The sequence below is a fragment of the Lentzea xerophila genome, from assembly GCF_051094245.1.
Taxonomy (GTDB): domain Bacteria; phylum Actinomycetota; class Actinomycetes; order Mycobacteriales; family Pseudonocardiaceae; genus Lentzea; species Lentzea xerophila.
Genome location: NZ_CP194934.1, coordinates 6344877 through 6370219, shown reverse-complemented (window position 1 = coordinate 6370219; position 25343 = coordinate 6344877). Strand labels below are relative to the sequence as shown.

Below are 25343 nucleotides of genomic sequence, written 5' to 3'. Positions count from 1 at the left end.
ACCGTCGGCCGCGCCGTCGCGAGCGGGCCGGCGAAGCGGTGGCGGGCCGGCCGGGAGACTTCTTCTCCGCGTCGGCCGCCGGTTCCGGGAGCATTTCGGAAGCACGGCAGTTCCGTATTCCGGCAGGATTTCTTTCGCCTGCAAACCAAGCTGTGGAATCAACGAGAAATGGGGGCACGGACATGGAACTCGGGAGATTGCCCGTCGACGAACAGATCGAGGCCTTGCGAGAAGTGCTGAGTCACAACACCGTGCTGACCGACGTCCTCACGGAGGCGGCCGAGCTGGACCTGCCGGGCTGGTACCTGACCGCCGGGTGCGTGGTCCAGACGGTGTGGAACGTCGTCACCGGCCACCCCGCCGCCGACGGAATCGTGGACTACGACCTCTTCTACTTCGACGCCTCCGACCTGTCCTGGGAGGCCGAGGACGCCGTCATCCAGGCAGGCCGGACGCGGTTCGCCGGAGCGCCCGTCGAGATCCGCAACGAGGCCCGCGTCCACCTCTGGTACGAGCAGAAGTTCGGCGTCCCCTGCCCGCCCCACTCGTCCACCGAAGCCGCGATCGACTCGTTCGCCGCGACCACGTGCTGCGTCGGCGTCCGCGTCGACCGCGACGGACGGTGGCACGTCTACGCGCCACACGGCCTGTCCGACGTCTTCAACCTCGTCGTGCGCCCGAACCCGGTGCAGGCGCCTCGCCACGTCTACGAGACCAAGACGTCCCGCTGGCGCCGGCAGTGGCCGGCGCTCACCGTGCTCCCGCCCTGAAAGGTGACCCGGAAAGCAGAACGGGCGGGAGACCCCGGAGGATCTCCCGCCCGCACCGCAGAAAGAACTCAGCCGTTGGCCGCGATGTCCGCGAGCACGGCCGCGATGGTCCGCACCGGAACACCGGTGCCGCCCTTCGAGGTGTACCCGTACGGGCCACCGGTGTGGAACGCCGGGCCCGCGATGTCGATGTGCGCCCACTGCACGCCCTCGGCGACGAACTCGCGCAGGAACAGGCCCGCCGCGAGCATGCCGCCCCAGCGGTGGCCGGTGACGTTCGCGAGGTCCGCCAGGCGCGAGTCGAGGTCCGCGCGCAGCTCCTCGGGCAGCGGCATCGCCCACGCCGACTCGCCGACGGCGGTGCCGATGGCGGCGACGCGGTCGCGGAACTCGTCGGAGCCCATGACGCCCGAGGTGCGCTTGCCCAGGGCGACGACCTGCGCGCCGGTCAGCGTCGCGGTCTCGATCAGGTAGTCCGGGCCGTCCTCGCACGCGCGCACGATGGCGTCGGACAGGATCAGGCGGCCCTCGGCGTCGGTGTTGAGCACCTCGACGGTCTTGCCGCCGTACATGGTCAGCACGTCGCCGGGGCGGTACGCGTCGCCGGACGGCATGTTCTCCGCCATCGGGATCGACGCGATGATCTCCAGCGGGTACTTGAGCTTCGCGGCGAGCACCATGGTCGCGACGATCGCGGCGGCACCGGACATGTCGGAGGTCATCTCGTCCATGTTCGCGGCCGGCTTGATCGAGATGCCGCCGGTGTCGAACGTGATGCCCTTGCCGACGAGCGCGACCTTCTTGGTGGCCTTGGCGCCCTTGTAGGAGATGCGCACGAGGCGCGGCTGGCGCGTCGAACCGCCGCCGACACCCAGGATGCCGCCGAAGCCCTGCTTCTTCAGCGCCTTCTCGTCGAGCACCTCGACGTCGAGGCCGGCCGCGGTGGCGAGCTTCGCGGCGCGGTCGGCGAACGAGCCGGGGTAGAGGTCGTTCGGCGGCGTGTTGACGAAGTCACGCGCGATGGCGACGGACTCGGCGATCGCGACGGCGGCCTTCAGCGCGGCCTTGTTCTCCTTGGAACCGGCGGCGTGCAGGTCGACCTTGGTGACCGCGGCCTCGCCCTTGTCGGACTTGTACTCGGTGAACGAGTAGGCGCCGAGCAGCGTGCCCTCGGCCGCCGCACCGACGTGCAGGGCGGCGAGCGTGTTGATCGCGCGCTTCTTGCCGGCCAGCGCGCGGGCGGCGACACCGGACGCGCGGCGCACCTCCTCCTCACCGGCGGACTTGCCGAGGCCGACGGCCAGGACGAGCGGAGCGGCGATCTTGCCGAACGTCGGCACCTTCACGAGCTCGTCGGCCTTGCCGGACGCACGCAGGGTGCCCAGCACGTCGAGCAGCGCGCCGTCGAACGCGGCGGCGACAGCGTCGGCACCGGGGGCGAGCTCCAGACCGTCCGCACCCTGCAGGGTGCCCACGACGACTGCGTCCGCGGCGGTGGTGCTCAGGTCACCCTCGGTGAGGGCCAGCTTCGGGGCTGTCACGTGCTGCTCCAGGGTTGTGCGTGCGGGGCTCGGGATCGTGACCCATGCTAAAGGTCGGACAGTCCCACTAATGCCCAGCCCCGCCACGTTCGCCGCAATCCGTGACGTTCACAGTTGCTCACAGTTGCGATTCGCCCGTTTCGCGTATCAGTCGACCGGGTGGTTACGGCCGGTTGCCGCATCTGAGAACGTGTACCCGTGACCCACACGCCTCGCGAGATCGTCACCACGGTCGCGCTCGGTCTTCCCGCGGTGCTCGGAGCGGGGGTCTTCGCCGGATTCGCCCCAGCCGCAAGCCTTGCGGGCTGGTGGGTGCTCCCGGCGCTGGCCCTGTCCGCGTTGGCCGCCCTGTGCTCCGCCTTCTCGACCGCCGACCAGTCCCGCTCCTACCCGGACATCGGCGGTGGTTACGGATACGTACGTGCGCAGCTCGGCGTGTGGCCCGCGAGGATGACGGCGAGCGCCCACCTCCTCGGGCGGTGCGCCATGGCGGCGGTCGTGGCGTCGATGTTCGGCGCGTACGTGGTGCCGGACCAGCCGATGATCGGCGCGCTCGCCCTCGTCGTGGCGACGGCGTTGCTCGGCGCGGCCGGGTTCCGCTTCACCACGGGGGTGAGCGTGCTGGTGTCGCTGGTCGTCCTCGGCGTGCTGGCGCTCGTGGTCGCGTCGAGCTTCTCGATCGCACCCGTGCCGTCGGCGGGGGAGGCCGGCACCGTCAACGAGCTCGTCGGCGTCGCGGGCCTGATGTTCATGGCGTTCGCGGGCTTCGAACGCATCACCGCCCCGGACCGCGGTGAGCAGCCGCACTCGCCGTCGGTGCTGAAGTTCGCGATCCCGATCCTCATCGGACTGTCGTTCGCGGTCTACCTGGCCGTGGGCGCCGGAGTGCTCCGCCAGCTGGGCAGCGCGCGCCTCGCGTTATCGCCCGCCCCGCTGCGTGACGCGCTCGTCGCGGCGGACTCGGCCGCGCTGGTGCCGCTCGTGCAGATCGCCGCGGCGGTGGCCGGAGTGGCCGCGCTGCACTTCGTGCTGGCGTCCGCGCACCGCACGCTCACCGGACTGGTCGAGGACGGCGACCTGCCGACGCGCCTCAAGCCCGGTGCGCTGTCGCTCGTCGTGGTCGTCGCTGCCGTGCTCGCCGTCGTGCTCATGCCGATCGGGATGGCGCTGGGCGTCGCGGCGTGCTCGACGCTGTTCTACTACGCCTTCACGAACGCGTCGGCTCGAGTCCTGCTGCAGAACGACCGCACGTGGCCCATGCGCACGGCCTGTCTCGGACTCGGGCTCTCGGTGTTGCTCGCGATGAGCATGCCGGTGCCCGCGCTGCTGATCTCGATCGCGGGGCTGGGCGCCGGCACCGGGCTCATCGGCTGGACGGCGTCGATCAGAGCGTCACTGAGAGGAAAACGAGAAGAGTCAGGGCGACGCACACCGCAAGCCCGATGACGCGGCCGTTGTTCGACGGCTTCTCCTTGGCGATCGCCGCGTAGCAGGCGAGGAAGATCGCGGCTGCGAACACCGCGCCCACGACACCGCCCACACCCCCGATCACCCAGCCGTCCAGCAGGGTCATTCCGGTCCCCAGAACCAGCAGCGCCGCCTGCAGCACGGTACGGACGTCGGCACCCGTCGAAGATCCTTCTTCCGTGGTCATGGCCCGGGACTCTATAGAGTCCGACTTAGTAGGATGTCCGAGTTTTGGGAAGACGATTTTCCCTATCCCCACCTGCGGGTTACCGTGCACACATGACGAGCGAGTTGCCTTTCACCCGGACTCCCCACCCGCACCCGGCGACCCCGGAGCGCGTAGCGGAGGTACTTGCCAAGCCGGGCTTCGGGCAGCACTTCACCGACCACATGGTGACGATCCGCTGGAACCGCGAGAAGGGCTGGCACGACGCTGAAGTCGGCCCGTACTCCACCCTCGCACTGGACCCCGCGGCAATGGTGCTGCACTACGGCCAGGCGATCTTCGAAGGGCTCAAGGCCTACCGGCAGCCCGACGGTTCGATCGCGTCCTTCCGCCCCGCGGCCAACGCCGAGCGCTTCCGTGCCTCGGCCCGCCGCATGGCGATGCCCGAACTCCCCGACGAGCTCTTCCTCGAGTCGGTGCGGCAGATCCTCGCGGTGGACAACCGCTGGGTGCCCTCCGCGGCGGAGGAGTCCCTCTACCTCCGGCCGTTCATGATCTCCACGGAGAAGGGCCTCGGCGTGCGACCCGCGTCCGAGTACCTCTACGTGCTGATCGCCTCTCCCGCCGGCTCCTACTTCCCGGGCGGCGTCCGCCCGGTGAGCGTGTGGCTCTCGACCGAGTACGTCCGCGCCGCTCCCGGTGGCACCGGTGCCGCCAAGTTCGCCGGCAACTACGCCGCGTCCCTGGTGGCGCAGGCACAGGCCGCCGAGAAGGGCTGCGACCAGGTCGTCTGGCTCGACGCGGTCGAACGCCGCTGGGTCGAGGAGATGGGCGGCATGAACCTGTTCTTCGTCTTCGGCGACAAGGTCGTCACCCCGGAGCTGACCGGCACCCTGCTGCCCGGCATCACCCGGAGCTCGCTGCTGGAGCTGGCCGCCGATCTCGGCCTGTCCGTGGAGCAGCGGCGGATCTCGACCGAAGAGTGGGAGAAGGCCAACGCCTCCGGTGAGCTCACCGAGGTCTTCGCCTGTGGCACCGCGGCGGTCATCACGCCGGTCGGCCACGTCAAGCACGCCGGTGGCGAGTTCGACATCGCCGGCGGCGGCACCGGTTCGGTGACGGCGAAGCTGCGCGAGCGCCTGACCGGCCTGCAGCACGGCCACGTCGCCGACTCCCACGGCTGGATGACCGTCCTGCACCGCTAGGCGATCACCAGCACGGCCAGAAGCGCGATTTCGGCGGCAGCACCGAGCACATCACCGGTGATGCCGCCGAAACGCTTTCCGGTGTGTCTCACCAGCAGCCACACGAGCGTGCCCGCGACGACGACTCCGACGACGGCGCTGATGCCGATCGGAACCGCCGCGAGAGCGAGCACGGCCCACGTGCCGATGACGATCCCTGGATGCTGTGTGCCCGCAACGAGAGCACCGAGCCCTTCAGGCCGTGCAGCAGGCACGCCACGCATACAACAGATGCCGAACGCGGCCCTGCTCGTCGCGAACGCCAGCAGGACGACCTTCCAGTCGGTCTCGGGGAGCGCGGCGGCCTGCGCACCCAGCACCACGATCAGCGAGACGACACCGAACGGCCCGGCGCCGCCGTCCTTCATGACCTCGAGCGCCCGCTCCGGCGGCCCGTAGCAGCCGAGCCCGTCGGCGACGTCGGCCAGCCCGTCCAGGTGCATGCCGCGGGTGGCGAGGGCGACGACGCCGACGACCAGGAACCCGGCCACCAGCCCCGATATATTGGATATCGCCAGCAGTTCAAGCACGCCGACGACGAACGCGCCGAGCACGAACCCGACGACGGGCGTGGTGGTGATGGCTCGCCCTGCCGCCTTGCGATCGACGTCGTCGACCCGGAGCGGCAAGACGGTCAGCCAGGACAGCGCCAGTTTCAAGGGCAGGGCCAGTTTCAAGGCGGGGCCAGCTTCACGCAGTCGTATCTTCTCGGTTCGTGATGCCGGCGCTCTCGAACGTCGCCATCTCCGCGAGCACCTTCACCGCCGAGATCAGCAACGGCAGCGCCGCCACCGCACCGGAGCCCTCGCCGAGCCGCATCTCGAACTCGAGCAGCGGCTTCAGGTTCAGGTGCCCGAGCGCGATCGCGTGCGCGGGCTCCGCGGACTGGTGCCCGGCCACCCACCACTCGCGCGCACCCGGCGCCAGTTCCTCGGCGACGACCGCGGCCGCACCGACGACGACGCCGTCGAGCACCACGGGAGTCCGCCGCAGCGCCGCCTGCGCCAGGAACCCGGCCATCGCGGCGAGGTCGGCGCCACCGGCCGTGGCGAGCAACGCGACCGGGTCGCTGATCACGAGGCGGGCCCGGCGCAGCGCGTCCCGGATCGCCGCCGTCTTGCGCATCCACGCCTGGTCGTCGATGCCGGTGCCGCGCCCGACGACCACGACGGGCTCGGACCCGGTCAGCGACGCGATCAACACGGCGGCCGGCGTCGTGTTGCCGATGCCCATGTCACCGGCGACCAGCACGTCGGCGCCCGCGTCGATCTCCTCGTCGGCCACCGCCCGGCCGGCCGCGATCGCGAGCTCGCACTGCTCGCGGGTGAGCGCGTCCTCGCGGTCGATCGACCCGGACGAGCGCCGCACCTTGTGCTGGCTGACCGCCGCGGGGGTGTCCGCGTCGACCGCCATGTCGACCACGCGCACCGTGGCGCCCGCGACCTGCGCGAGCACGTTGACCGCGGCGCCGCCGGTCAGGAAGTTCGCGACCATCTGGCCGGTCACCTCGCTCGGGAACGCCGACACGCCCTGCGCGGTGATGCCGTGGTCGCCCGCGAACACGACGACGCGCGGCCGCACGAACGGCTTCGGCGGCACGACGCCCTGGCAGGCCGCGATCCAGTTGCCCAGCTCCTCGAGCCGGCCGAGCGAGCCGACCGGCTTGGTCAGCACCGCGTGCCGGGCCTCGGCCTCGCGCAGAACGGCCTCGTCCGGCGGTTCAACCGGCGGGAACTCGGTGCTCACTGTCGCTCCTAACGCAGTTTCAGTGGAATGCCGGCGACGAGCAGGGTGACCTCGTCGCAGACCTCGGCGACGCGCGCGTTGAGCGCACCGAGGTGATCGCGGAAGAGTCTGCCTGAGCGCGTCGAGGGAATGACGCCGAGGCCGACCTCCGCGGTCACCAGCACGAGCCGCGTGCGGCAGGTGGCGACCGAACGCACGAGAGCGTCGACGTCGCGTTCGACCACGTCCGCCGCGGGACCCTCGCTCGGGCCCTCCCAGGCTTCGGCGTCGTCGAGCACGCCGACCAGCCACGTCGACAGGTCGTCGACCAGGATCGGCGGGTCGTCGTAGGAGGTCGCGGTGAGCAACGCGGGCAGGTCCGACGGCGCCGAGGCCTCGACCGTGTGCCACGTGGACGGACGCCGCGCGACGTGCAGCGCGATCCGTGCGTCCCAGTCGGCGTCGTCGGGGTAGCGGCGGGCGGTTGCGACATAGGTCACGGTGGCCTCCGTGAGCAGGCCTTCCGCGTGCGCTGACTTGCCTGAACGCGCTCCGCCGAGCACAAGCGTCCGAGATGACAAGAGTTAGCCTTCGTCCATGGAATACCGCTGGCGTTACCAGGATGCACACGGACGCGACGTCGCGGGCCCGGATGTGATGTTCGCGGACCAGACCGAGGCCGAGGAGTGGTTCAGCGCCCAGTGGCGTGACCTGCTCGACGCCGGGGTCGAACAGGTCACGCTGCTGCGCTCGGAATCCGAGGTGTACGGCCCGATGAGCCTGTACCCGGTTCAGTAGTTTCAGCCCTGGGCGGTGAGCCTCGGGTCGTCGGTGACGACGCCCTCGAGGACGTCGTCGATCTGCTTGAGCACGTCGTCGTCGAGCTCGACGTCGATGGCCTTGACGTTCTCGAAGACCTGCTCCGGACGCGACGCACCGATGATCGCGGAGGCGACGTTCGGGTTCTTCAGCACCCACGCCACGGCGAGCTGCGCCAGCGTGACGCCGACTCCCTCGGCGATCGGCTTGAGCCGCTGAACGGCGTTGAGCACGTCGTCCCGCATCCAGCGCGCGATCATCTGCGAGCCGCGGGCGTCGGCCAGCCGTGACCCCTCCGGCACGTCGGCGCCCGGCAGGTACTTGCCGGTCAGGATGCCCTGCGCGATGGGGGAGAAGACGATCTGGCTGATGCCCTCGCGCTCGCACGCCGGGACGACCTGCGGTTCGATGACCCGCCACAGCATCGAGTACTGCGGCTGGTGTGACACGAACGGAACCCGCAGCTCACGGGCCAGCGCGGCACCCTGGGTGATCTGCTCGGCGGTCCACTCGGAGACACCGACGTACAGGACCTTGCCCTGGCGGACGAGGTCGGCGAACGCCAGCATCGTCTCCTCGAGCGGCACGCTGTGGTCGAACCGGTGGGCCTGGTAGAGGTCGACGTAGTCGGTCTGCAGGCGCTTGAGCGACGCGTTGGCCGACTCCATGATGTGCTTGCGGCCGAGTCCGCGGTCGTTGGGGCCGCCGGGACCGGTCGGCCAGTAGACCTTGGTCAGGATCTCGAGCGACTCGCGCCGCTCGCCCTTGAGCGCCCGGCCGAGCACCGATTCCGCGGCGGTGTTGGCGTAGACGTCGGCTGTGTCGAAGGTCGTGATCCCCGACTCGAGTGCCGCCTTCACGCAGGCGTGGGCCTGGTCCTCCTCGACCTGGGACCCGTGGGTGAGCCAGTTCCCGTACGAGATCTCACTGATGTTCAGGCCGCTGCGGCCGAGACGACGGAACTTCATACATCGGAGCTTAAACCGAAATCGTTCGTCCTGCTAATGAACTTCGGGCGCGCGCCAGACCAGCGAGTACCGCCAGAACAAATGTCGTCGGACGCGTGCGCCGGGCACGACCTCCGCCGCTGCCGCGCGGATCTCCGGCAACGTCGGCGCGGTCATCACCATCGGCATCTCGGTGTCGTGGGGCTTGCCGCCGGTGCCGTTGGCGGCCTTCACCAGTCCGACGATCGCGTTCGCGGGCAACGTCACGAGCTCCATCGCGTAATCCGCCCGCGTCGACGTCAGGTACAGCCCGACGACGATCAGCAGCCCGCCCGGCTTCGTCAGCGCGGCGAGTCGTGCCAGGCCCTCGCGCAACGGGAGGTGGTGCATGCTCGCCTCGGCGGTGACGACGTCGTAGCGGCCCAGTTCGTGGGTGAGCACGTCGCCGTGGACCCAGTTCACCCGAGCGCTCGTCGCCCTCGCGCGTTCGATCATGCGCGCACTGGCGTCGATCGCGGTGACCTGGCGGGCCGGCAGCGACCGCGCGAGGTCACCGAGGCCGCAGCCGACGTCCAGCGCCGTCTCGGCCCCGGACGGCAACTGCCGGAGCAGCCAGCGGCGGTACCACTCGTTGTGGTTCCACCGCAGCTTCTCCGGCAGCTGGAGCTTGCGCTGCTTCTCGCGCACTACTTGATGGCTTCGCCCGGCTTCACGCGCGGCTTCGGCACGCGCAGGCGACGCAGCTGGCTCGCGCGGATGAACGAGTACCAGCCGATCGAGATGCCCTTGATCGGCTCGGTCGGGAACTTCGCCCGCACCCTGCGCGTGACGAGGCGGCCCAGCACGAGGCCCTCGATGATCATCGCGATCAGCATGAACGTCGTCGCCAGCGTCGCGTACCGCTGCACGGCCAGCGACGGCGTCAGCAGCGCCACGAACACGAGGATCGCGAGCGGCATGAACAGGCCCATGAGGTTGCGGCGCGAGTCCACGAGGTCGCGGATGTACGCCTTCACCGGACCGCGGTCACGCGGCAGCAGGTACTTGTCGTCGCCCGCCATCATGCGCTGACGGCGCTCGACGGCCGCGGCACGGCGTTCTTCCTTGCTCACCTTGTTGCCGCGCATGCGCTTGAACGCCTCGCGTTGCGTACGGGGCGGCGGCGGAACCGGACCGGAGCGCCTGCCCTGCGCTTCCCGCCGCTTCGGCGTGGGCCTGCCCTTGCCCGCGTTGCGGGTGGACTCGGCGCCCTCGTCGGTCGACTCGGCGGCCGGGGCTTCGGTGTCGGCGGAATTGCGGCGCAGGAACCTCACGGCACCAGGGTAGGGCAGCGGGTCTTCTGTACCTTTCGCGAGGTGCGCGTACTCATCGCTCCGGACTGCTTCGGCGGCACCCTGACCGCCCGCGAGGCCGCTGACGCCATCGCCACCGGCTGGCACGACGCCAAGCCCGACGACGTCGTCGTCCAACGCCCCCTCGCCGACGGAGGCCCCGGCTTCGTCGACGTCCTCCAAGCGGCAACGAACGGCGATATCCGATATATCACCGTGACCGGCCCACTCGGCAAGCCCGTGGAAGCACGCTGGCTCAGTGTGCATGCAGACGGGGTGCATACCGACGGTCGACGCGTTGCATACATCGAGTCCGCGGAGGCGTGCGGCCTCCACCTCATCCCCGCCGAGCTCCGCCCCGAGTCCTGTGAGACGGCCACAACGCGCGGCGTCGGCGAGCTCATCGCGGCAGCGGCGGCCGACAGCGACGTCATCACGATCGGCCTCGGCGGCTCCGGCACCACCGACGGGGGCGTCGGCATGCTCGCCGCCCTCGCCCACGCCGAGGCCGACCTCACCGATATATCGCTCGTCGCCGCCTCCGACGTCGAGAACCCGCTCCTCGGCCCGCACGGCGCCGCACGCACCTTCGGCCCGCAGAAGGGCGCGTCCCCGGACGCCGTCGAACGCCTCGAAGCCACGCTCGCCGCGATGGACGTGCTCCGGCCGGTGGCCGAGGTACCGGGTGCCGGAGCGGCGGGCGGCCTGGGCGCCGCGCTCCTCTCGCTGGGAGCGACGGTGACGTCGGGCGCCGGCCTGGTCCGCGAGCTCACCGGCCTCGACGCCGCCCTCGACGACGCCGACGTCGTCATCACCGGCGAGGGCAGCTTCGACTGGCAGTCACTGCGCGGCAAGCTCATCACCGCCGTCGCCTCGGGCGCCGCCGAGCGCGGCATCCCGTGCATCGCCGTCGCGGGCCAGGTCAGCGTCGGCCGCCGCGAGATGGGCGCCGCCGGCGTCCAGGCCGCCTACTCGGTGTCCGAGCACGTCGGCTCTGTGCAAAAGTCGATTGCGGACGCCCGCAAAAGTCTCGTTGCAACGGCCCGGCACGTGGCCGGCCAGTGGTCGCACGAGGGATCCCGGTAGGAATCGCGCTGGCCAGTCGCGCTGATATATCGGTTGGACTCAAGGGTGGTCTACGTGACAGTCCCCACTTGAGGCGTTCTGGGGGGCCGTTGTGGGACCATGGGAGAGGAACAAAGCGGGGAACGCCCGTGTTGTTGAGGGGCGAACCGCCCGCAAAGGACCTCTTAGGAGAGCCATGACGACCGCTCAGGATGCCGCTTCGACCACCAAGGCGCCGAGCCACGGCGTGACGCTGACCGATGCGGCCGCCGTCAAGGCGAAGGCGCTGCTCGACCAGGAGGGCCGCGACGACATGCACCTGCGCATCGCCGTCCAGCCCGGTGGTTGCGCCGGCCTGCGCTACCAGCTGTTCTTCGACGAGCGTGCGCTCGACGGCGACGCGATGGTCGACTTCAACGGCATGAAGGTCGCCGTTGACCGCATGAGCGCGCCCTACGTCGAAGGTGCCGTCATCGACTTCGTGGACACCATCGAGAAGCAGGGCTTCACGATCGACAACCCGAACGCCGGCGGGTCGTGCGCCTGCGGCGACTCGTTCCACTAAGGCGACCAACGCGTGAGGCCGCGTTCCCGCATCGACGGGAACGCGGCCTCACGCGTGTGTGGACCAGGAAATCCGCCAGGCGCAAGCCCGGCGGACCGGAACGGAAGTCAGACGCCGTACTCGGCGAGGCCTTCGACCTGGTGGGTGCACCGCTCGTCGACCTGCCACGGCGCGGCCTCACGCGGGGCGGGAAGGGGGTGCGCGGGGTGGGTCAGAGCGAAGGGGAGCTGCGCGCAGTCCTCGATCAGTTCACTCATCGTGGTCGCCTCAGGGATCGTCACGCCCCGACGGTATGACGGTGGTCTGACCTGCGGTAGCCCTACCAAACGGTAGTCTTCACAGCTGCACTCGTCCGGGTGAGTTGTCACATAGCGCAACAAGGAAATGAGGAGCCGACGTGCCACTAGCCGTATGCGGCAGCATCGCGACCGACCACCTGATGCACTTTCCGGGTCGTTTCGCGGACCAGCTGGTCGCGGAGCGTCTGGACCGCGTGTCGCTGAGCTTCCTGGTCGACGACCTCGTGGTCCGGCGCGGTGGCATCGGCGCGAACATCGCGTTCGGCCTCGGTGTGCTCGGGGTGCGGCCGGTGCTCGTCGGTGCCGTCGGCCAGGACTTCGACGACTACCGCTCGTGGCTCGAGCGGCACGGCGTCGACACGTCCGGCGTGTACGTGTCCGAGGTCGCGCACACCGCGCGGTTCGTCTGCACCACGGACGACGACATGTGCCAGATCGCCTCGTTCTACGCCGGTGCGATGGCCGAGGCGCGCAACATCGAGCTGGCGCCGATCGCGGGCCGCGTCGAGAACCTCGAGCTCGTCGTGATCAGCCCGGACGACCCCGCGGCCATGCTCCGCCACGCCGACGAGTGCCGTCAGCGCGGCTACAAGTTCGCCGTCGACCCGTCGCAGCAGCTCGCTCGCATGGACGGCGACCAGGCGCGCTCGTTCATCGAGGGCGCCGAGTACCTCTTCAGCAACGACTACGAGTGGGAACTGCTGCTGCAGAAGACCGGCTGGACCGAGGCGGACGTCCTCGCCCGCGTCGGCAAGCGCGTCACCACGCTCGGCGCCAAGGGCGTCGAGATCGTCGACCGCGACGGCTTCTCGCTGCACGTCTCCGCCGTCCCCGAGGTCGCGAAGACCGACCCGACCGGTGTCGGCGACGGCTTCCGCGCGGGCTTCCTCGCCGGGATCGTCTCGGGCCTGAGCATCGAACGCGCTGCTCAGCTCGGCTCGTTCATCGCGGTCGAGGTGCTCGAGACCATCGGCACGCAGGAGTGGGTGATCGAGCGCGAGGCGGCACTCGCGCGCATTCGTGGCGCGTTCGGTGCGGAAGCCGCTGAGGAGATCGCCCCCGTCCTGCCATGATCGGACAATGGGGACGTACCTGTTCGGCGACAACGGTGAGTTGCGCGACTCGCACTTCGACGCGATGAGCTCCCTGCTCGACGCGGGCACGTTCGCCCGCGTCGAGCAGCTCGGCATCGCGGACGGCTGGCGCTGCCTCGAAGTGGGCGGCGGCGGGGGATCGGTGGCGACGTGGCTCGCCGACGTCGTCGCACCGTCCGGCCACGTGACGGTCACCGACATCGACGTCTCCCGGCTGGAGGAACGCGACAACATCACCGTCCTCGAGCACGACGTGGTGTCCAACATCCTGCCGGGCAACGCGTTCGACCTGGTCCACGCCCGTGTGGTGCTGTTCCACCTCCCGGCCCGCGACGCCGTCCTGCGCAAGCTGCGCGACTCGTTGCGTCCCGGCGGCTGGCTCGTGCTCGAGGAGTTCGACTGCCTCCCGCTCGAAGTCCTCGCCGCGGCTCCCGACGACGCCAAACTGATCATGCGCGTGAAGAACGCCCTGCTGACGCTGCTCGACCAGGCGGGCGCGGAACTGGCGTGGGGCGCGCGTATCGAGCGGGCGTTGCTCGACGCCGGCCTGAACGACGTCAGTGGCTCTCGCGAGGTGCAGGAGTGGGAGGGCGGCTCAGCGGGTTGCCGCCTGCTCGCCACGACCGCGCGGAAAGTGCGCGCGAAGCTGCCGCTCTCCGACGACGAGTTCGACCGCTACCTGAGGCTGATGGCGTCACCGGAGACCGTCGTGAGCTCGTATGCGATCTGCGGCGCGCAGGGACGCAGGTAAGCGTCAGGGCCCCTCCGTGGAAGGGCCCTGACGTCGCTGGCACTTAGAGCTTGACCGGGTAGTGCGGCTCCGGCACCGCCGGCTTGATGCGCCCCTCGACGAAGATGCCGTGCCAGATCATGAACACCAGCAGCGCCCAGATCCGGCGGCTGTGGTCGAGCACGCCGGAGCGGTGCTCCTCGATCAGGCGCAGCACCGCGGACTTGTCGAGGTACTGGTCGGTCTGCGACGACCGCACGATGTCGACCGCCCAGTCGTGCATCTCGTCCTTGAGCCAGTGCCGGATCGGCACCGGGAAGCCGAGCTTGCGCCGGTTCAGCACGTGCGCCGGAACGATGTCGCGAATTGCCTTGCGCAGCGCGAACTTCGTCGTGTCCTTTGTGATCTTCAGCTCGCTCGGGATCTGTGATGCGATCTTGAAGACCTCGGGGTCGAGGAACGGGACGCGCAGCTCCAGCGAGTTCGCCATGGTCATCTTGTCGGCCTTGACCAGGATGTCGCCGCGCAGCCACGTGAACAGGTCGACGTGCTGCATGCGCGTGACCGGGTCCCAGTTGCGCGACTCGCGGTACGGCTGGGCCGTGGCGTCCATGTGCGACACCGACGGGTCGTACGTGCGCAGCACCTGGCGCAGCTGGTCGTCGAGGAAGATGCGCGCGTTGCCGTAGTAGCGCTCCTCCAGCGTGAGTGCGCCACGGCGCAGCAGGTCCTTGCCGCGCACACCGTGCGGGATCTTCGTCGAGACCTTGCCCATCGCCTTGCGCAGCGCGCCCGGCACCTTCTCGAACCCGGCCAGCGACAACGGTTCGCGGTAGATCGTGTAGCCGCCGAAGAGCTCGTCCGCGCCCTCGCCGGACAGGACGACCTTCACGTGCTGACGCGCCTCACGGGCGATGAACCACAGCGGCACCAGCGCCGGGTCCGCCACCGGGTCGTCGAGGTACCAGGTGATCAACGGCAGGGAGTCCATCATCTCCTGCGCGCTGACCGTGCGGACCACGTGCTTCACACCGATCAGCGCGGCCGACTCCGCCGCCACGTCGACCTCGGAGAAACCCTGGCGCTCGAACCCCGTGGTGAACGTGATCAGGTCCGGGTTGTGCTCCTTGGCGAGCGCCGCGACCACCGTCGAGTCGATGCCGCCGGACAGGAACGAGCCGACCGTCACGTCCGCGCGCATGTGCTTGGCGACCGAGTCGCGCAGCGCCGCGGTGATCTCGTCGTACAGCGCGTTCGCCTCGGCCTCGCTGCGAACGGTGCGAACCCTGAACTCCGCCGGGAAGTAACGCTCGAACACCGGCGCCTTGCCCGGCACCAGCGTGAACGAGTGGCCGGACTCGACGCGGTGGATCTGCTCGTGCAGCGACGCGGGCTCCGGCACGTACTGCAGCGTGAGGTAGTGCTGCAGCCCCTTGACGTTCAACTTCGGGGCGATGCCGATCGCGGAGGCGATCTCCAGCAGGACCTTCTTCTCGCTGGAGATCGCGACGCCGGCCTGGCCCTGCGCCCAGTACAGCGGCTTGATGCCGAACGGGTCGCGCCCGCCGAACACGATCTCGCGCTCGGAGTCCCAGATCATGAACGCGAACATGCCGCGCAGCTTCGTGATCGCCGCGGGGCCGAAGTAGTGGTACGCGGCGACGATCGTCTCGGTGTCGCCGTCGGTGTAGAAGACCGCGCCGTGGTTCCTGGTGAGCTCGGACCGCAGCTCCAGGTAGTTGTAGATCTCGCCGTTGAAGTTGATCGTGTACCGGCTCGGCGACTCCGGCGGGCCCCAGGTCAGGGGCTGGTGGGAGTGCTCGATGTCGATGATGGCGAGACGGTTGAACCCGAACACGACCTCGTCGACCCGCCGGGTGCCGCTCTCGTCCGGTCCGCGGTGCCGCATGCAGCGCAGTGCGGCCTCCACGGCCGGGCGCGCGTTCTCGGCCTCGTTCTCGCTAGGGCATACAAGTCCTGCCAGGCCGCACAAGGCTCTCGCACCTCTCAAGAAACATGACGGAGAAGACCACGGGGAAGTCCTCAGTATGCCGAAGGGGCTCTGTGTGACCGAAACTGCACCGCAGCGGCGGTGCCCCCAAGGGGTGAGCGCCGTTGCGCTGGGCTACGCTCCCGCTTGATCCGTTGGCATGGAACGAGGAGGCGGGCGAGCAGTGGGCCTGAAGGAGGGCACCAGGGCATCCCGGCTGGCGAAGACCGCCGGGCTGGTCGGCCTGGTCGGTATCGGGGCCACCGGTTGCTCCACGGACGAGGTGCTGCGCTTCGGCTGGCCAGTGGCCGTCACGCCGCAGGCCGAGAAGATGCGCGAGCTCTGGACCTGGTCCGTGATCGCCGCGCTCGTCGTCGGCGTCATCGTGTGGGGTCTGATCGCGTGGTCGGTGGTGTTCCACCGCAAGAAGTCGGAGGAACTGCCCCGTCAGACGGCGTACAACCTCCCGCTGGAGATCGTGCTCATCGTCGTGCCGACGGTGATCGTGGCGGTGTTGTTCTACTTCACCGCCGTCACGCAGAACTACGTCACGGACAAGTCGGGCAAGCCCGACGTGAACGTCGACGTCATCGCGTTCCAGTGGAACTGGGAGTTCCAGTACCCGGACCACAAGACTGAAGAGGGCAACGTCGTCAGCACTGTCGGCACCTCGGGCGAAGTCCCGATCATGGTGCTGCCGGCGCACAAGCGCATCCAGTTCACGCTGCGCTCGACGGACGTCATCCACTCGTTCTTCGTGCCGGAGTTCCACTTCAAGCGGGACGTCTTCCCGCAGCCGGAGAAGAACAACCAGGACAACGTCTTCCAGATCGACCAGATCGACCGTCCCGGTGCGTTCGTCGGTCGTTGCGCCGAGCTCTGCGGTTCGTACCACGCGGTGATGAACTTCGAGGTCCGCGCCCTTGAGGAAGCCGACTTCGAGAAGTACATCGAGCTGCGCAAGCAGGTCAACGAGAAGACGGGCAAGCCGTACACCACGGCAGAAGCCCTTTCTCAGGTGAACTGTGACGAGTGGTGCTCACCGCTGGCCACGACGACGACCCCGTTCAACACCGACCGGACGGCCCGCGAGGCCTCCGGCGCGGGCCAGAAGTAGGGACACGCCCCGCGATGAAGATCGAAGCTCGCGTATTCGACCTGGTGATGGCCTTCTCGTTCCTGATGGCCGTCGTCTACGGCTACTGGACGCACCTGGCGACCGGCCACGTCGAGCCCACCGGCACGGTGGCGCTCGCGCTGACCGGCGGCCTGGCCCTCATCACCGGCACCTACTTCCGGTTCGTCGCCCGCCGCATCGAGGTGCGGCCGGAGGACAACCCCGACGCCGAGGTGTCCGACGGCGCCGGTGAGCTGGGCTTCTTCAGCCCGGGCTCGTACTGGCCGGTCGCCCTCGCGGCCGCGGCGGCGACCACCGGTGTCGCGGTGGCGTTCTGGCACGTGTGGCTGCTCGTGATCGCCATCGTCATGGTGCTGATCGCGGTCGGTGGCCTGGTGTTCGAGTACCACACCGGACCGAACCACGACTGATATCCGATACATCGCTCTGAGGCCCCCTCTCTCGCGGAGGGGGCCTCAGTCGTTTCCGGGTGCGATATCCAGCATGTGATATATCGCATATTGGATATCGCCGGGCCATCATGGGTTCCGATATATCGCATATCGCGCGAAAGGGCCCTTCCCGCCGTGATGGCGGGAAGGGCCCTTCCAGCAGGTCCTCGGGGTACTACGCGGCGGCGCCGACCTTCTCCGGGGTCTTCTGGTACGCGTCGACGTACTCCTGGCCGCTCAGGTCCAGGATGCGGTAGATGATCTCGTCGGTGACGCTGCGCAGGACCGGCAGCGAGTCCTGCATGCCGTCGTAGCGGCTGAAGTCGAGCGGCTCGCCGAAGCGGATCGTCACCGGGACGATCTTCGGGAACCTGCTGCCGACCGGCTGCACCCGGTCCGTGCCGATGATGCCCACGGGCACGACCGGAGCACCGGACTCGAGTGCCATCCGGGCGACACCCGTACGGCCACGGTGCAGCTTGCCGTCGAGCGAACGCGTGCCCTCGGGGTAGATGGCGAAGGCGTCTCCGCGCGCGAGGATCTCGGTGGCCGTGTCGAGCGCGGCACGGGCGTCGCGGCCCTTGCCGCGGTGCACCGGCACGTGGCCGAGCGAGGAGAAGAACCAGCGCGACAGCGAGCCCTTCACACCGGTGCCCGTGAAGTACTCCGCCTTCGCGAGGAACGACACGCGCCGCGGCACGACCATCGGGATCACGACGCTGTCGATGAAGCTGAGGTGGTTGGCCGCCAGGATGACGGGGCCGTCGGTGGGGATGTTCTCCAGACCGTCCACCACCGGGCGGTAGACAAGACGGGCTGCGCGCGCGACGACATGCTTCATCACCGGGTAGAGAACCATGCCTCCAGCATTCCAGGTGGCGATTGCGGCGGCGTTACCACGTGGTGCGCATCTCGGGCCCATCACTCGCTCGGACTACACCGGGTGCAGTGGCCGTGCGAGCAGGGTCACGCGGCGACGACGACGTGTCACCGAACCGCTCGCCAGGCCTGGAGGGCCTGGACGAACTCGACCCGGCGGCGCTTTCGACCATACGTGACCGAAGCGCCCGCTAGCCCTTGAGGGGCTGGGCGGGCTGGACGCCGGCGGCGCCATCGACGAGGCGCCACCGAGAACGCCCACTAGCCCTTGAGAGCCTGGGAAACCTCGACCCAGCGGCTCAGCAGCGCCGCCGCCCTGCCCGAGTCGATGGCGTCCGCCGCGCGGCTCAGCGAGGCCGTCAGGTCGGCGTGCAGGTCGTCGGAGAACCCGCCGTGCGCCGCGATGGCACCCGCCGCGTTCACGAGCACCGCGTCGCGCACCGAGCCCGTCCGGCCGGCCACGAGGTCGCGGACCACCTGGGCGTTGACCGACGCGTCGCCGCCCTTCAGGTCCTCCTCGCGCGCGGGCTTCACGCCGAGCACCGCCGGATCGATGGTCTCCGTGCGCACCACGCCGTCCTGGGCGAGCCAGGCGGACGTCGTCGTGGTCGTGGTGATCTCGTCGAGCCCGTCGTCGCCCCGCACCACCAGCGCGGTGTTGCGGCGCCGCGCGAACACGCCGGCGATCAGCGGTGCCGCGGCGGCGCGCGCGCAGCCGATCAGGCCGACCGTGGGCTGCGCCGGGTTCGTCAGCGGGCCGAGCAGGTTGAACGACGTGGGAATGCCGATCTCGCGCCGCACCGGGCCCGCGTGCCGGAAGCCGGGGTGGAACACCGGCGCGAAGCAGAAGCCGATCCCCAGCTCGCGCACGGTCTCCTGCACGCCCTGCGCCGGCAGGTCGATCGCGACGCCCAGCGCCTCCAGCACGTCCGCGGTGCCGCACTGCGACGACGCCGCCCGGTTGCCGTGCTTGACGACGGGCACGCCCGCGGCGGCCGTGACGATCGCGGCCATCGTCGAAATGTTCACCGAACCGGAATGGTCGCCGCCGGTGCCCACGATGTCCGCCGCCCGCACGTCCACCGTGAACCGGTTCGCGTGGTTGAGCATCATCGTCGCGAGGCCGTCGACCTCCTCCGGTGTCTCACCCTTGGCGCGCAACGCCACGATGAACGCCGCGATCTGCGCCGCGGTCGCCTCGCCGGACATCACCTGGTCCATGCCCCAGGCGGTGTCGTCGGCGGTCAGGTCGACGCCGTCGAGCAGGCGGTTGAGCAGCGAGGGCCAGGTGCGCTGGCTCATGGCGGATCAGCCCTTGACGACGGGCAATGCCGAGCCCCGCAGCACTTCGGCCACGGTCTCGGCGGCGGCCAGCGGGTCGAGCGGGTGCACCAGCACCGCGTCCGCCTGCGACCAGGTCGCGAGCCACCTGTCGTCCTTGCGGCGCACCGCGACGACGATCGGCGGGCAGTTCGTGATCTCGTCCTTGAGCTGGCGGGACAGGCCCATGCCACCGGTCGGCTGCGCCTCGCCGTCGAGGATCAGCAGGTCGACGGTGCCGGCGTCCGCCTCGTAGAGGACGTCCGCGATCGTCGCGGCCTCGACGAAGTCGACGCGTGGCAGGTCCGGCGCCGGACGGCGGCCGACCGCAGTGATGATCGTCTCACGCACCTCGGGCCGGTGGCTGAACACCAGGATCTTGGTGGTCTGCGTGCTCATCTCTCGATCCTCCGCTGCGACTGCCGACGGCGGACACTTCCCGGGAAGCGTCCGCGGAAAGTGACCAAGGTCGCCGCGATGCTATCGGGCCGGTTGCAGCGCGTCCCACCCCAGGGCTTCGCCACCGAGCCGTTGCGCCAGCGACGCCATCCGGGAGCGCTCCTGAGCGCAGTGCAACGCATCCAGCTTCTGCACCCGGCTGATATGCGATATATCACCTGCCACGAGCACCCAGCCGTCCGGCTCGAGTAGTTCACGCGCACGTTCTACCTGCTCAGCGGGGATGCGGACGTGGTGACGCAGCACGGCGAGATCGTCGGCGCGCCACCGCGGGGAGCGCGCCAGAGCCGCCGAATCGGCTTCCGCGATGTCGAACGCCTCGACCACCACGACGAGCGCCGGGTCGTCGATCGACAGCGCCGGCTCGTCCTGTCGGTGCAGCAAGTCCCGCAATCGGCTCAGCAAGCCCATCCGTTGATCTCCTCGCGATCACGCTGTGTGTGACCCAGCCGACCCATGATCTGCCCAGGACCCGATGGGCGGACCGAAATAGCGCAAGCAATAATGCTGCTCGTGACCACGGCAGCGCCTTCAATCGGCCAGCGCGTGCACTCGCTGAACCGCCCGAACATGGTCAGCGTCGGCACGATCGTCTGGCTGTCCAGCGAGCTCATGTTCTTCGCTGGCCTCTTCGCCATGTTCTTCACGGTGAAGGCCCAGAACGAGGGACCTTGGCCCCCGCCTCCCACCCATCTGAACGTCCCCTACGCGGCGGTCTTCACGATCATCCTGGTCGCGTCGTCCTTCACCTGTCAGTGGGGGGTGTTCGCGGCGGAGCGCGGTGACGTCTTCGGTCTGCGTCGCTGGTACATCGTGACGTTGATCATGGGCGCGATCTTCGTGGGCGGTCAGGCCGGTGAGTACGTCGAGCTGGTTCACGCCGGCACGACGATCCCGTCCTCGGCCTACGGCACGGTCTTCTACCTGACGACGGGCTTCCACGGCCTGCACGTCATCGGCGGCCTGATCGCGTTCGTCTACCTGTTGATCCGGACGAAGCTCAGCAAGTTCACGCCGGCACAGGCCACCTCCGCGATCGTCGTGTCGTACTACTGGCACTTCGTCGACGTCGTGTGGATCGGCCTGTTCGCCATCATCTACATCGTGCCCTGACCTGGGTCAGCACGAAGCCAAGCCACGAGCTCCCGAACTGACAGCAAGGGTTGCCGCACACCATGACCACCACGACGAAACGCCCCCGCGGCGCCCGCACCAAGCTGCGCCGCCGGGTCGCTGGACTGCTCGCACTGGGCTTCGGCCTGCTGAGCGCCGGCATGCTGTTCGCCGCCTTCGCGCCCCAGGCGCAAACCGCCCAGGCGCAGCAGCAGGACGCCCTGGTTCGCCAGGGTGAGCAGATCTACCTGAACACCTGCCTGAGCTGCCACGGCAGCAGTCTCGAAGGTGTCAAGGACCGCGGGCCGAGCCTGATCGGCGTCGGTGACGCCGCGGTCTACTTCCAGACTTCCTCCGGCCGCATGCCCATGGCACGGCAGGAGGCGCAGGCCATCCGCAAGCCCGCGAAGCTCTCCCCCGAGGAGATCAACGCGCTGATGGCCTACATCGACGCGAACGGCGGCGAGGGCCCGAAGAAGCCCTCCGAGTCCGGTGAGGCCCTGCGCGGCGACAACCCCGCGCGCGGTGGCGAGCTCTTCCGCCTCAACTGCGCCAGCTGCCACAACTTCACGGGTCGTGGCGGCGCGCTGTCGTCCGGCAAGTTCGCGCCGGCGCTCGACGGCGTGAGCGAGGAGCAGATCTACACGGCGATGCTCAGCGGCCCGCAGAACATGCCGAAGTTCGGCGAGCGCCAGCTCACGCCGGAAGAGAAGAAAGACATCATCGCGTACGTCAAGTCGGTCACCGACGGAAACAACAACTCCGGCGGTAACCCCCTGGGCGGGTTCGGACCCGTCTCCGAGGGATTGATCGCGTTCATCGTGGGCATCGCCGCGCTCATCGGCGTGACCCTTTGGATCGGAGCCAAGGCATGAGCGGCGACAAGCCGATCGAGCTGCCCAGCGAGGCAGAGCTCGCGGAGATGAGCCGGGACGACCTCGTCAAGCTCGGCACGAAGATGGACGGCGTCGAGCTCGTCCACTACGAGGAGAAGTTCCCGGTCCCCGGCACCCGTGCCGAGCGTCGTGCCCAGCGCGGCGTCGCGGTGTGGTTCCTGATCTCGGCGCTGTCCGGTGTGGCGTTCCTCGGCGTGTTCCTCTTCTGGCCGTGGGAGTACGAGTCCCCGTCCAACGCCGAGGGGCACTTCCTGCACAACCTGTACAACCCGCTGATCGGCCTGCTCCTGGGCCTGTCCGTGCTGGGGCTGGGTGTCGGCGCGCTGCTCTACACCAAGAGGTTCCTGCCCGACGAGCTCGCGGTGCAGCAGCGCCACGACGGCCCGTCGACCGCCGTCGACCGCGCCACCCTGGTCGCGGAGCTCGCCGACGCGGGTGAGCGCAGCGGCATCGCGCGCCGCAGCCTGATCAAGCGCACCGCGGGCCTCGGCGCCGGCGTGCTGGGTCTCGGCGTCGCGGCGGTTCCGCTGGGCGCGTTGATGAAGAACCCGCACTCGGACAGCGAGACCAAGAACTCGCTGTGGCACACCAGCTGGAAGCCGGAGAAGCCGGGCGAGAAGGTCTACCTGCGCCGCCACACCGGCGACTTCCACGAGGTCTCCCTGGTGCGCCCGGAGGACATCGAGCCGGGCGGCTTCGAGACGGTGTTCCCGTTCCGGGAGTCCGAGCGCGGCGACGACCACGCCCTGGTCGCGGCCCTCAAGCGCGCCGACGCGCCGGTCATGCTCATCCGCATGCGCCCGAACCAGGCGATCACCAAGCGCGCTGGTCAGGAAGACTTCAACTACGGCGACCTGTACGCGTACTCGAAGATCTGCACGCACCTCGGTTGCCCGACCTCGCTGTTCGAGCAGCAGACCGGTCTGCTGCTCTGCCCGTGCCACCAGTCGCAGTTCGACGTCTTCGAATACGCCAAGCCGCGGTTCGGTCCGGCAACCCGTCCTCTTCCCCAGCTTCCGATCACGGTGGACGAGGACGGATACTTGGTTGCCCGCAGCGACTTCATCGAGGCTGTGGGTCCGGCGTTCTGGGAGCGGAAGTCATGAGTGCCATCACCACGCCCACGAAGCCGGCCAACGCGGCCGCGCGCGTCGCAGGGGCGGCGGCCAACGCCGCGGACGAGCGGTACCACGCCGCCTCTGGCCTGCGCAAACAGCTGAACAAGGTCTTCCCGACGCACTGGTCGTTCCTGCTCGGCGAGATCGCGCTGTACAGCTTCATCGTGCTGTTGCTGTCGGGTACGTACCTGGCGTTGTTCTTCGACCCGTCGATGACCGAGGTCACCTACAACGGCGCGTTCGAGAACCTGCGCGGCATCGAGATGTCGCGGGCGTTCGCGTCCACGCTCGACATCTCGTTCGAGACGCGCGGTGGCCTGTTCGTGCGCCAGGTGCACCACTGGGCGGCGCTGCTGTTCATGGGCGCGATCGTCGTGCACATGTTCCGGATCTTCTTCACCGGCGCGTTCCGCAAGCCGCGTGAGATCAACTGGGTCATCGGCATCGTGCTGTTCATGCTCGGCGCGATCGAGGGCTTCCTCGGCTACTCGCTGCCGGACGACCTGCTCTCGGGCACCGGCCTCCGCGTCATGGCGGCGCTGCTGATCTCGTTCCCGGTCATCGGCACGTGGCTGAACTGGCTGATGTTCGGCGGGGAGTTCCCCGGCACGGACATCATCCCGATGCTCTACACCGCGCACATCCTGATCATCCCGGCGATCATCCTGGGTCTGATCGCGGCGCACCTCGCGCTGGTCTGGTACCAGAAGCACACGCAGTTCCCCGGCGTGGGCCGCAAGGAGACCAACGTCGTCGGCGTCCGCATCATGCCGGTGTTCGCGGCCAAGGGCGGTGGCTTCTTCGCCATCGTCGTCGGTGTCATCGCGATCATGGGTGGCGTCTTCCAGATCAACCCGATCTGGAACATCGGCCCGTACAACCCCGCGCAGGTCTCGGCCGGCTCGCAGCCCGACTGGTACATGGGCTGGACCGACGGCCTGGTCCGCATCTGGCCCGCGTGGGAGTTCTACCTGGGCAACTACACGATCCCGGCACCGTTCCTGCCGTTCATCCTCGGTCTGCCGCTGCTGACCGGCATCGCGGCGGCGTACCCGTGGATCGAGCGCAAGATGACCAAGGACTACGCGCACCACAACCTGCTGCAGCGCCCGCGTGACGTTCCGGTCCGCACCGCGCTCGGCTGGATGGCGATCACGTACTTCATGGTCCTGCTGCTCATGGGCGCGAACGACATCTTCGCCTTCCAGTTCGACATCTCGTTGAACCTGACGACGTGGATGGGCCGCATCGGCATGCTGGTCCTGCCTCCGCTCGCGTACTTCATCGCCTACCGCATCTGCATCGGCCTGCAGCGCGGCGACCGCGAGGTGCTGGAGCACGGCGTCGAGACGGGCATCATCAAGCGCCTGCCGCACGGCGAGTTCATCGAGATCCACCAGCCGCTCGGCCCGGTGGACGACCACGGCCACCCGCTCCCGCTCGCCTACCAGGGCGCGTCGGTGCCGAAGAAGATGAACAAGCTCGGCTCGGCCGGTCACCCGGTCGCCGGCAGCACGTGGTCGCCGGACCCGGTCGAGGAGACCGTGGCCCTGGAGAACGCGCGCGCGAAGAAGCACGTCTCGGAGGAGATCAGCGCCGAGAACAAGGCCGGTGAGCTCGCGGGCAAGCCGTCCGACCCGAAGGCCTGACCTTCGGCTTGAAGCACCGAGAAGCCCCCGTGAACCTTCACGGGGGCTTCTCGCTGTCCACGGCGGCTCTGCGGGCCGTCCAGACTCTGGTGGCGGCTTGGGCTACTGGGCGTCGTCCAGGCCGATGGCGAACGCGGCCTCGTCGTCGCGCTTGGAGTAGCTGCGGAACGCGATGTGCGTGTCGGTGTTCAGCACGCCCGCGACCTTGCTGATCTTGCCGGGCACCAGGGCGGCGAGGTCTTCGTGCTTGCTGACCCGCACCAGCGCGATCAGGTCCACGTCGCCCGCGCAGGAGTACACCTCGGTGACTCCGTCGATGTCGGCGATCTCCTGCGCGGCCTCGGGAATGCGTTCGGCGGCGGCCTGGATCAGCACGATGGCGGTGACCACGGCGTCCTCCTCGTCTCAGCACTGGTGTCTCAAGCATCCGTAGTCTGCCCTACTCGCTGACCGCCGGCGTGAGGACGTCGACGTGAACGCGTGCCGTTGCATCGACTACCGCTTTGTCGACATCCCAACTGATATATCGGTTCGGCGCACCTCGCTGACCTGCTCAAACCAAGGCTTATGCAAAAGACGTTTGCGGA

At 69.0% G+C, this 25343-nt stretch carries 29 protein-coding genes; 14 read left to right on the top strand and 15 right to left on the bottom strand.

All coding sequences use genetic code 11. The features are described from left to right. Positions 1–182 precede the first annotated feature (182 nt). Complete coding sequence (locus tag ACRSBM_RS30150; protein WP_434448446.1) at positions 183–770, top strand: nucleotidyltransferase family protein; 588 nt, start codon at positions 183–185, stop codon at positions 768–770. 68 nt (positions 771–838) lie between these two features. On the opposite strand, the gene ACRSBM_RS30145 is transcribed toward ACRSBM_RS30150, so the two are convergent. Further along, positions 839–2311 (bottom strand): leucyl aminopeptidase, encoded by a 1473-nt coding sequence (locus tag ACRSBM_RS30145; RefSeq protein ID WP_434448444.1) that lies wholly within the window; start codon positions 2309–2311, stop codon positions 839–841. A gap of 198 nt (positions 2312–2509) precedes the next feature. On the opposite strand from ACRSBM_RS30145, the gene ACRSBM_RS30140 reads away from it, so the two are divergent. Next, positions 2510–3757: an amino acid permease gene (locus ACRSBM_RS30140; RefSeq protein WP_434448442.1), complete on the top strand. Its 1248-nt coding sequence runs from the start codon at positions 2510–2512 to the stop codon at positions 3755–3757. On the opposite strand, the gene ACRSBM_RS30135 is transcribed toward ACRSBM_RS30140, so the two are convergent. Beyond that, entirely contained in the window at positions 3696–3965 is a 270-nt protein-coding gene (locus ACRSBM_RS30135; protein ID WP_434448441.1) for a hypothetical protein, read from the bottom strand. The genes ACRSBM_RS30140 and ACRSBM_RS30135 overlap by 62 nt on opposite strands. 92 nt (positions 3966–4057) lie before the next feature. Between ACRSBM_RS30135 and ACRSBM_RS30130 the strand changes: the two genes are divergently transcribed. Beyond that, positions 4058–5149 carry a branched-chain amino acid aminotransferase gene (locus tag ACRSBM_RS30130; RefSeq protein ID WP_434448439.1) on the top strand — a complete coding sequence of 364 codons (1092 nt, stop codon included), beginning with the start codon at positions 4058–4060 and terminating at the stop codon, positions 5147–5149. On the opposite strand, the gene cobS is transcribed toward ACRSBM_RS30130, so the two are convergent. The 3 genes from cobS to cobU are packed head-to-tail and all read right to left on the bottom strand — an operon-like array spanning position 5146 to position 7494. Further along, positions 5146–5865 carry an adenosylcobinamide-GDP ribazoletransferase gene (gene cobS / locus ACRSBM_RS30125; protein ID WP_434448437.1) on the bottom strand — a complete coding sequence of 240 codons (720 nt, stop codon included), beginning with the start codon at positions 5863–5865 and terminating at the stop codon, positions 5146–5148. The genes ACRSBM_RS30130 and cobS overlap by 4 nt on opposite strands. Before the next feature lie 13 nt (positions 5866–5878). After that, entirely contained in the window at positions 5879–6934 is a 1056-nt protein-coding gene (cobT, locus tag ACRSBM_RS30120; RefSeq protein WP_434448435.1) for a nicotinate-nucleotide--dimethylbenzimidazole phosphoribosyltransferase, read from the bottom strand. An 8-nt stretch (positions 6935–6942) separates the two neighbouring features. Beyond that, positions 6943–7494 carry a bifunctional adenosylcobinamide kinase/adenosylcobinamide-phosphate guanylyltransferase gene (gene cobU / locus ACRSBM_RS30115; protein WP_434448433.1) on the bottom strand — a complete coding sequence of 184 codons (552 nt, stop codon included), beginning with the start codon at positions 7492–7494 and terminating at the stop codon, positions 6943–6945. A gap of 16 nt (positions 7495–7510) precedes the next feature. Between cobU and ACRSBM_RS30110 the strand changes: the two genes are divergently transcribed. Then, positions 7511–7711, top strand: a complete 201-nt coding sequence (locus tag ACRSBM_RS30110; protein ID WP_434448431.1) for a hypothetical protein — start codon at positions 7511–7513, stop codon at positions 7709–7711. Positions 7712–7713: 2 nt separating this feature from the next. On the opposite strand, the gene ACRSBM_RS30105 is transcribed toward ACRSBM_RS30110, so the two are convergent. From ACRSBM_RS30105 to ACRSBM_RS30095, 3 genes are read right to left on the bottom strand one after another with little or no spacing between them, the layout of a single operon-like run. Then, entirely contained in the window at positions 7714–8700 is a 987-nt protein-coding gene (locus ACRSBM_RS30105; protein WP_434448429.1) for an aldo/keto reductase family protein, read from the bottom strand. Positions 8701–8733: 33 nt separating this feature from the next. Continuing rightward, positions 8734–9366, bottom strand: a complete 633-nt coding sequence (locus ACRSBM_RS30100) for a class I SAM-dependent methyltransferase (RefSeq protein ID WP_434448427.1) — start codon at positions 9364–9366, stop codon at positions 8734–8736. Then, positions 9366–9992 (bottom strand): DUF3043 domain-containing protein, encoded by a 627-nt coding sequence (locus ACRSBM_RS30095; RefSeq protein ID WP_434448425.1) that lies wholly within the window; start codon positions 9990–9992, stop codon positions 9366–9368. Before ACRSBM_RS30095 ends, ACRSBM_RS30100 begins: the two co-directional genes overlap by 1 nt. Before the next feature lie 42 nt (positions 9993–10034). Between ACRSBM_RS30095 and ACRSBM_RS30090 the strand changes: the two genes are divergently transcribed. Further along, entirely contained in the window at positions 10035–11096 is a 1062-nt protein-coding gene (locus tag ACRSBM_RS30090) for a glycerate kinase family protein (protein WP_434448423.1), read from the top strand. A gap of 175 nt (positions 11097–11271) precedes the next feature. Continuing rightward, positions 11272–11640, top strand: a complete 369-nt coding sequence (locus ACRSBM_RS30085; RefSeq protein WP_434448421.1) for a HesB/IscA family protein — start codon at positions 11272–11274, stop codon at positions 11638–11640. 107 nt (positions 11641–11747) lie between these two features. Here ACRSBM_RS30085 and ACRSBM_RS30080 read toward each other — a convergent pair whose 3' ends face one another. After that, positions 11748–11921 carry a hypothetical protein gene (locus ACRSBM_RS30080; protein WP_434448420.1) on the bottom strand — a complete coding sequence of 58 codons (174 nt, stop codon included), beginning with the start codon at positions 11919–11921 and terminating at the stop codon, positions 11748–11750. 158 nt (positions 11922–12079) lie between these two features. Here ACRSBM_RS30080 and ACRSBM_RS30075 point away from each other — a divergent pair, with 158 nt between their 5' ends. Both ACRSBM_RS30075 and ACRSBM_RS30070 read left to right on the top strand, forming a co-directional pair. Then, a complete protein-coding gene (locus ACRSBM_RS30075) occupies positions 12080–13012 on the top strand; it encodes a carbohydrate kinase family protein (RefSeq protein ID WP_434453270.1) in 933 nt (310 codons plus the stop codon). A 7-nt stretch (positions 13013–13019) separates the two neighbouring features. Continuing rightward, positions 13020–13784, top strand: coding sequence for a class I SAM-dependent methyltransferase (locus ACRSBM_RS30070; protein WP_434448418.1), 765 nt, complete (start codon positions 13020–13022; stop codon positions 13782–13784). Positions 13785–13827: 43 nt separating this feature from the next. On the opposite strand, the gene asnB is transcribed toward ACRSBM_RS30070, so the two are convergent. Further along, positions 13828–15756 carry an asparagine synthase (glutamine-hydrolyzing) gene (asnB, locus tag ACRSBM_RS30065; RefSeq protein WP_434448416.1) on the bottom strand — a complete coding sequence of 643 codons (1929 nt, stop codon included), beginning with the start codon at positions 15754–15756 and terminating at the stop codon, positions 13828–13830. Between the two features lie 181 nt (positions 15757–15937). On the opposite strand from asnB, the gene ctaC reads away from it, so the two are divergent. Beyond that, entirely contained in the window at positions 15938–16870 is a 933-nt protein-coding gene (gene ctaC, locus ACRSBM_RS30060) for an aa3-type cytochrome oxidase subunit II (protein WP_434448414.1), read from the top strand. Positions 16871–16884: 14 nt separating this feature from the next. After that, a complete protein-coding gene (locus ACRSBM_RS30055) occupies positions 16885–17301 on the top strand; it encodes a cytochrome c oxidase subunit 4 (protein WP_434448412.1) in 417 nt (138 codons plus the stop codon). Between the two features lie 196 nt (positions 17302–17497). Here the strand turns inward: ACRSBM_RS30055 and ACRSBM_RS30050 are convergent, their stop codons facing one another. The 4 genes from ACRSBM_RS30050 to ACRSBM_RS30035 all read right to left on the bottom strand — a co-directional run bounded on the left by ACRSBM_RS30050 (position 17498) and on the right by ACRSBM_RS30035 (position 20391). Further along, positions 17498–18181, bottom strand: coding sequence for a lysophospholipid acyltransferase family protein (locus tag ACRSBM_RS30050; protein WP_434448410.1), 684 nt, complete (start codon positions 18179–18181; stop codon positions 17498–17500). 281 nt (positions 18182–18462) lie between these two features. Next, positions 18463–19503, bottom strand: a complete 1041-nt coding sequence (gene trpD / locus ACRSBM_RS30045) for an anthranilate phosphoribosyltransferase (RefSeq protein WP_434448408.1) — start codon at positions 19501–19503, stop codon at positions 18463–18465. Positions 19504–19509: 6 nt separating this feature from the next. Further along, positions 19510–19920, bottom strand: coding sequence for a hypothetical protein (locus ACRSBM_RS30040; RefSeq protein WP_434448406.1), 411 nt, complete (start codon positions 19918–19920; stop codon positions 19510–19512). Between the two features lie 81 nt (positions 19921–20001). Further along, the gene (locus ACRSBM_RS30035) at positions 20002–20391 is read right to left on the bottom strand and encodes a hypothetical protein (protein ID WP_434448405.1); all 390 of its coding nucleotides are present in this window, start codon (positions 20389–20391) and stop codon (positions 20002–20004) included. A gap of 93 nt (positions 20392–20484) precedes the next feature. Between ACRSBM_RS30035 and ctaE the strand changes: the two genes are divergently transcribed. From ctaE to qcrB, 4 genes are all read left to right on the top strand, one after another. Further along, positions 20485–21093 carry an aa3-type cytochrome oxidase subunit III gene (gene ctaE / locus ACRSBM_RS30030; RefSeq protein ID WP_065913485.1) on the top strand — a complete coding sequence of 203 codons (609 nt, stop codon included), beginning with the start codon at positions 20485–20487 and terminating at the stop codon, positions 21091–21093. A gap of 62 nt (positions 21094–21155) precedes the next feature. Next, a complete protein-coding gene (qcrC, locus tag ACRSBM_RS30025) occupies positions 21156–21968 on the top strand; it encodes a cytochrome bc1 complex diheme cytochrome c subunit (protein WP_434448404.1) in 813 nt (270 codons plus the stop codon). Continuing rightward, the gene (qcrA, locus tag ACRSBM_RS30020) at positions 21965–23095 is read left to right on the top strand and encodes a cytochrome bc1 complex Rieske iron-sulfur subunit (protein WP_434448402.1); all 1131 of its coding nucleotides are present in this window, start codon (positions 21965–21967) and stop codon (positions 23093–23095) included. Before qcrC ends, qcrA begins: the two co-directional genes overlap by 4 nt. Next, on the top strand, positions 23092–24756 hold the full coding sequence (gene qcrB / locus ACRSBM_RS30015) for a cytochrome bc1 complex cytochrome b subunit (protein ID WP_434448401.1): 1665 nt from the start codon (positions 23092–23094) through the stop codon (positions 24754–24756). Before qcrA ends, qcrB begins: the two co-directional genes overlap by 4 nt. Positions 24757–24858: 102 nt before the next feature. Here qcrB and ACRSBM_RS30010 read toward each other — a convergent pair whose 3' ends face one another. Continuing rightward, positions 24859–25146: an Lrp/AsnC family transcriptional regulator gene (locus ACRSBM_RS30010; RefSeq protein WP_045309335.1), complete on the bottom strand. Its 288-nt coding sequence runs from the start codon at positions 25144–25146 to the stop codon at positions 24859–24861. Between the last annotated feature and the right edge of the window lie 197 nt (positions 25147–25343).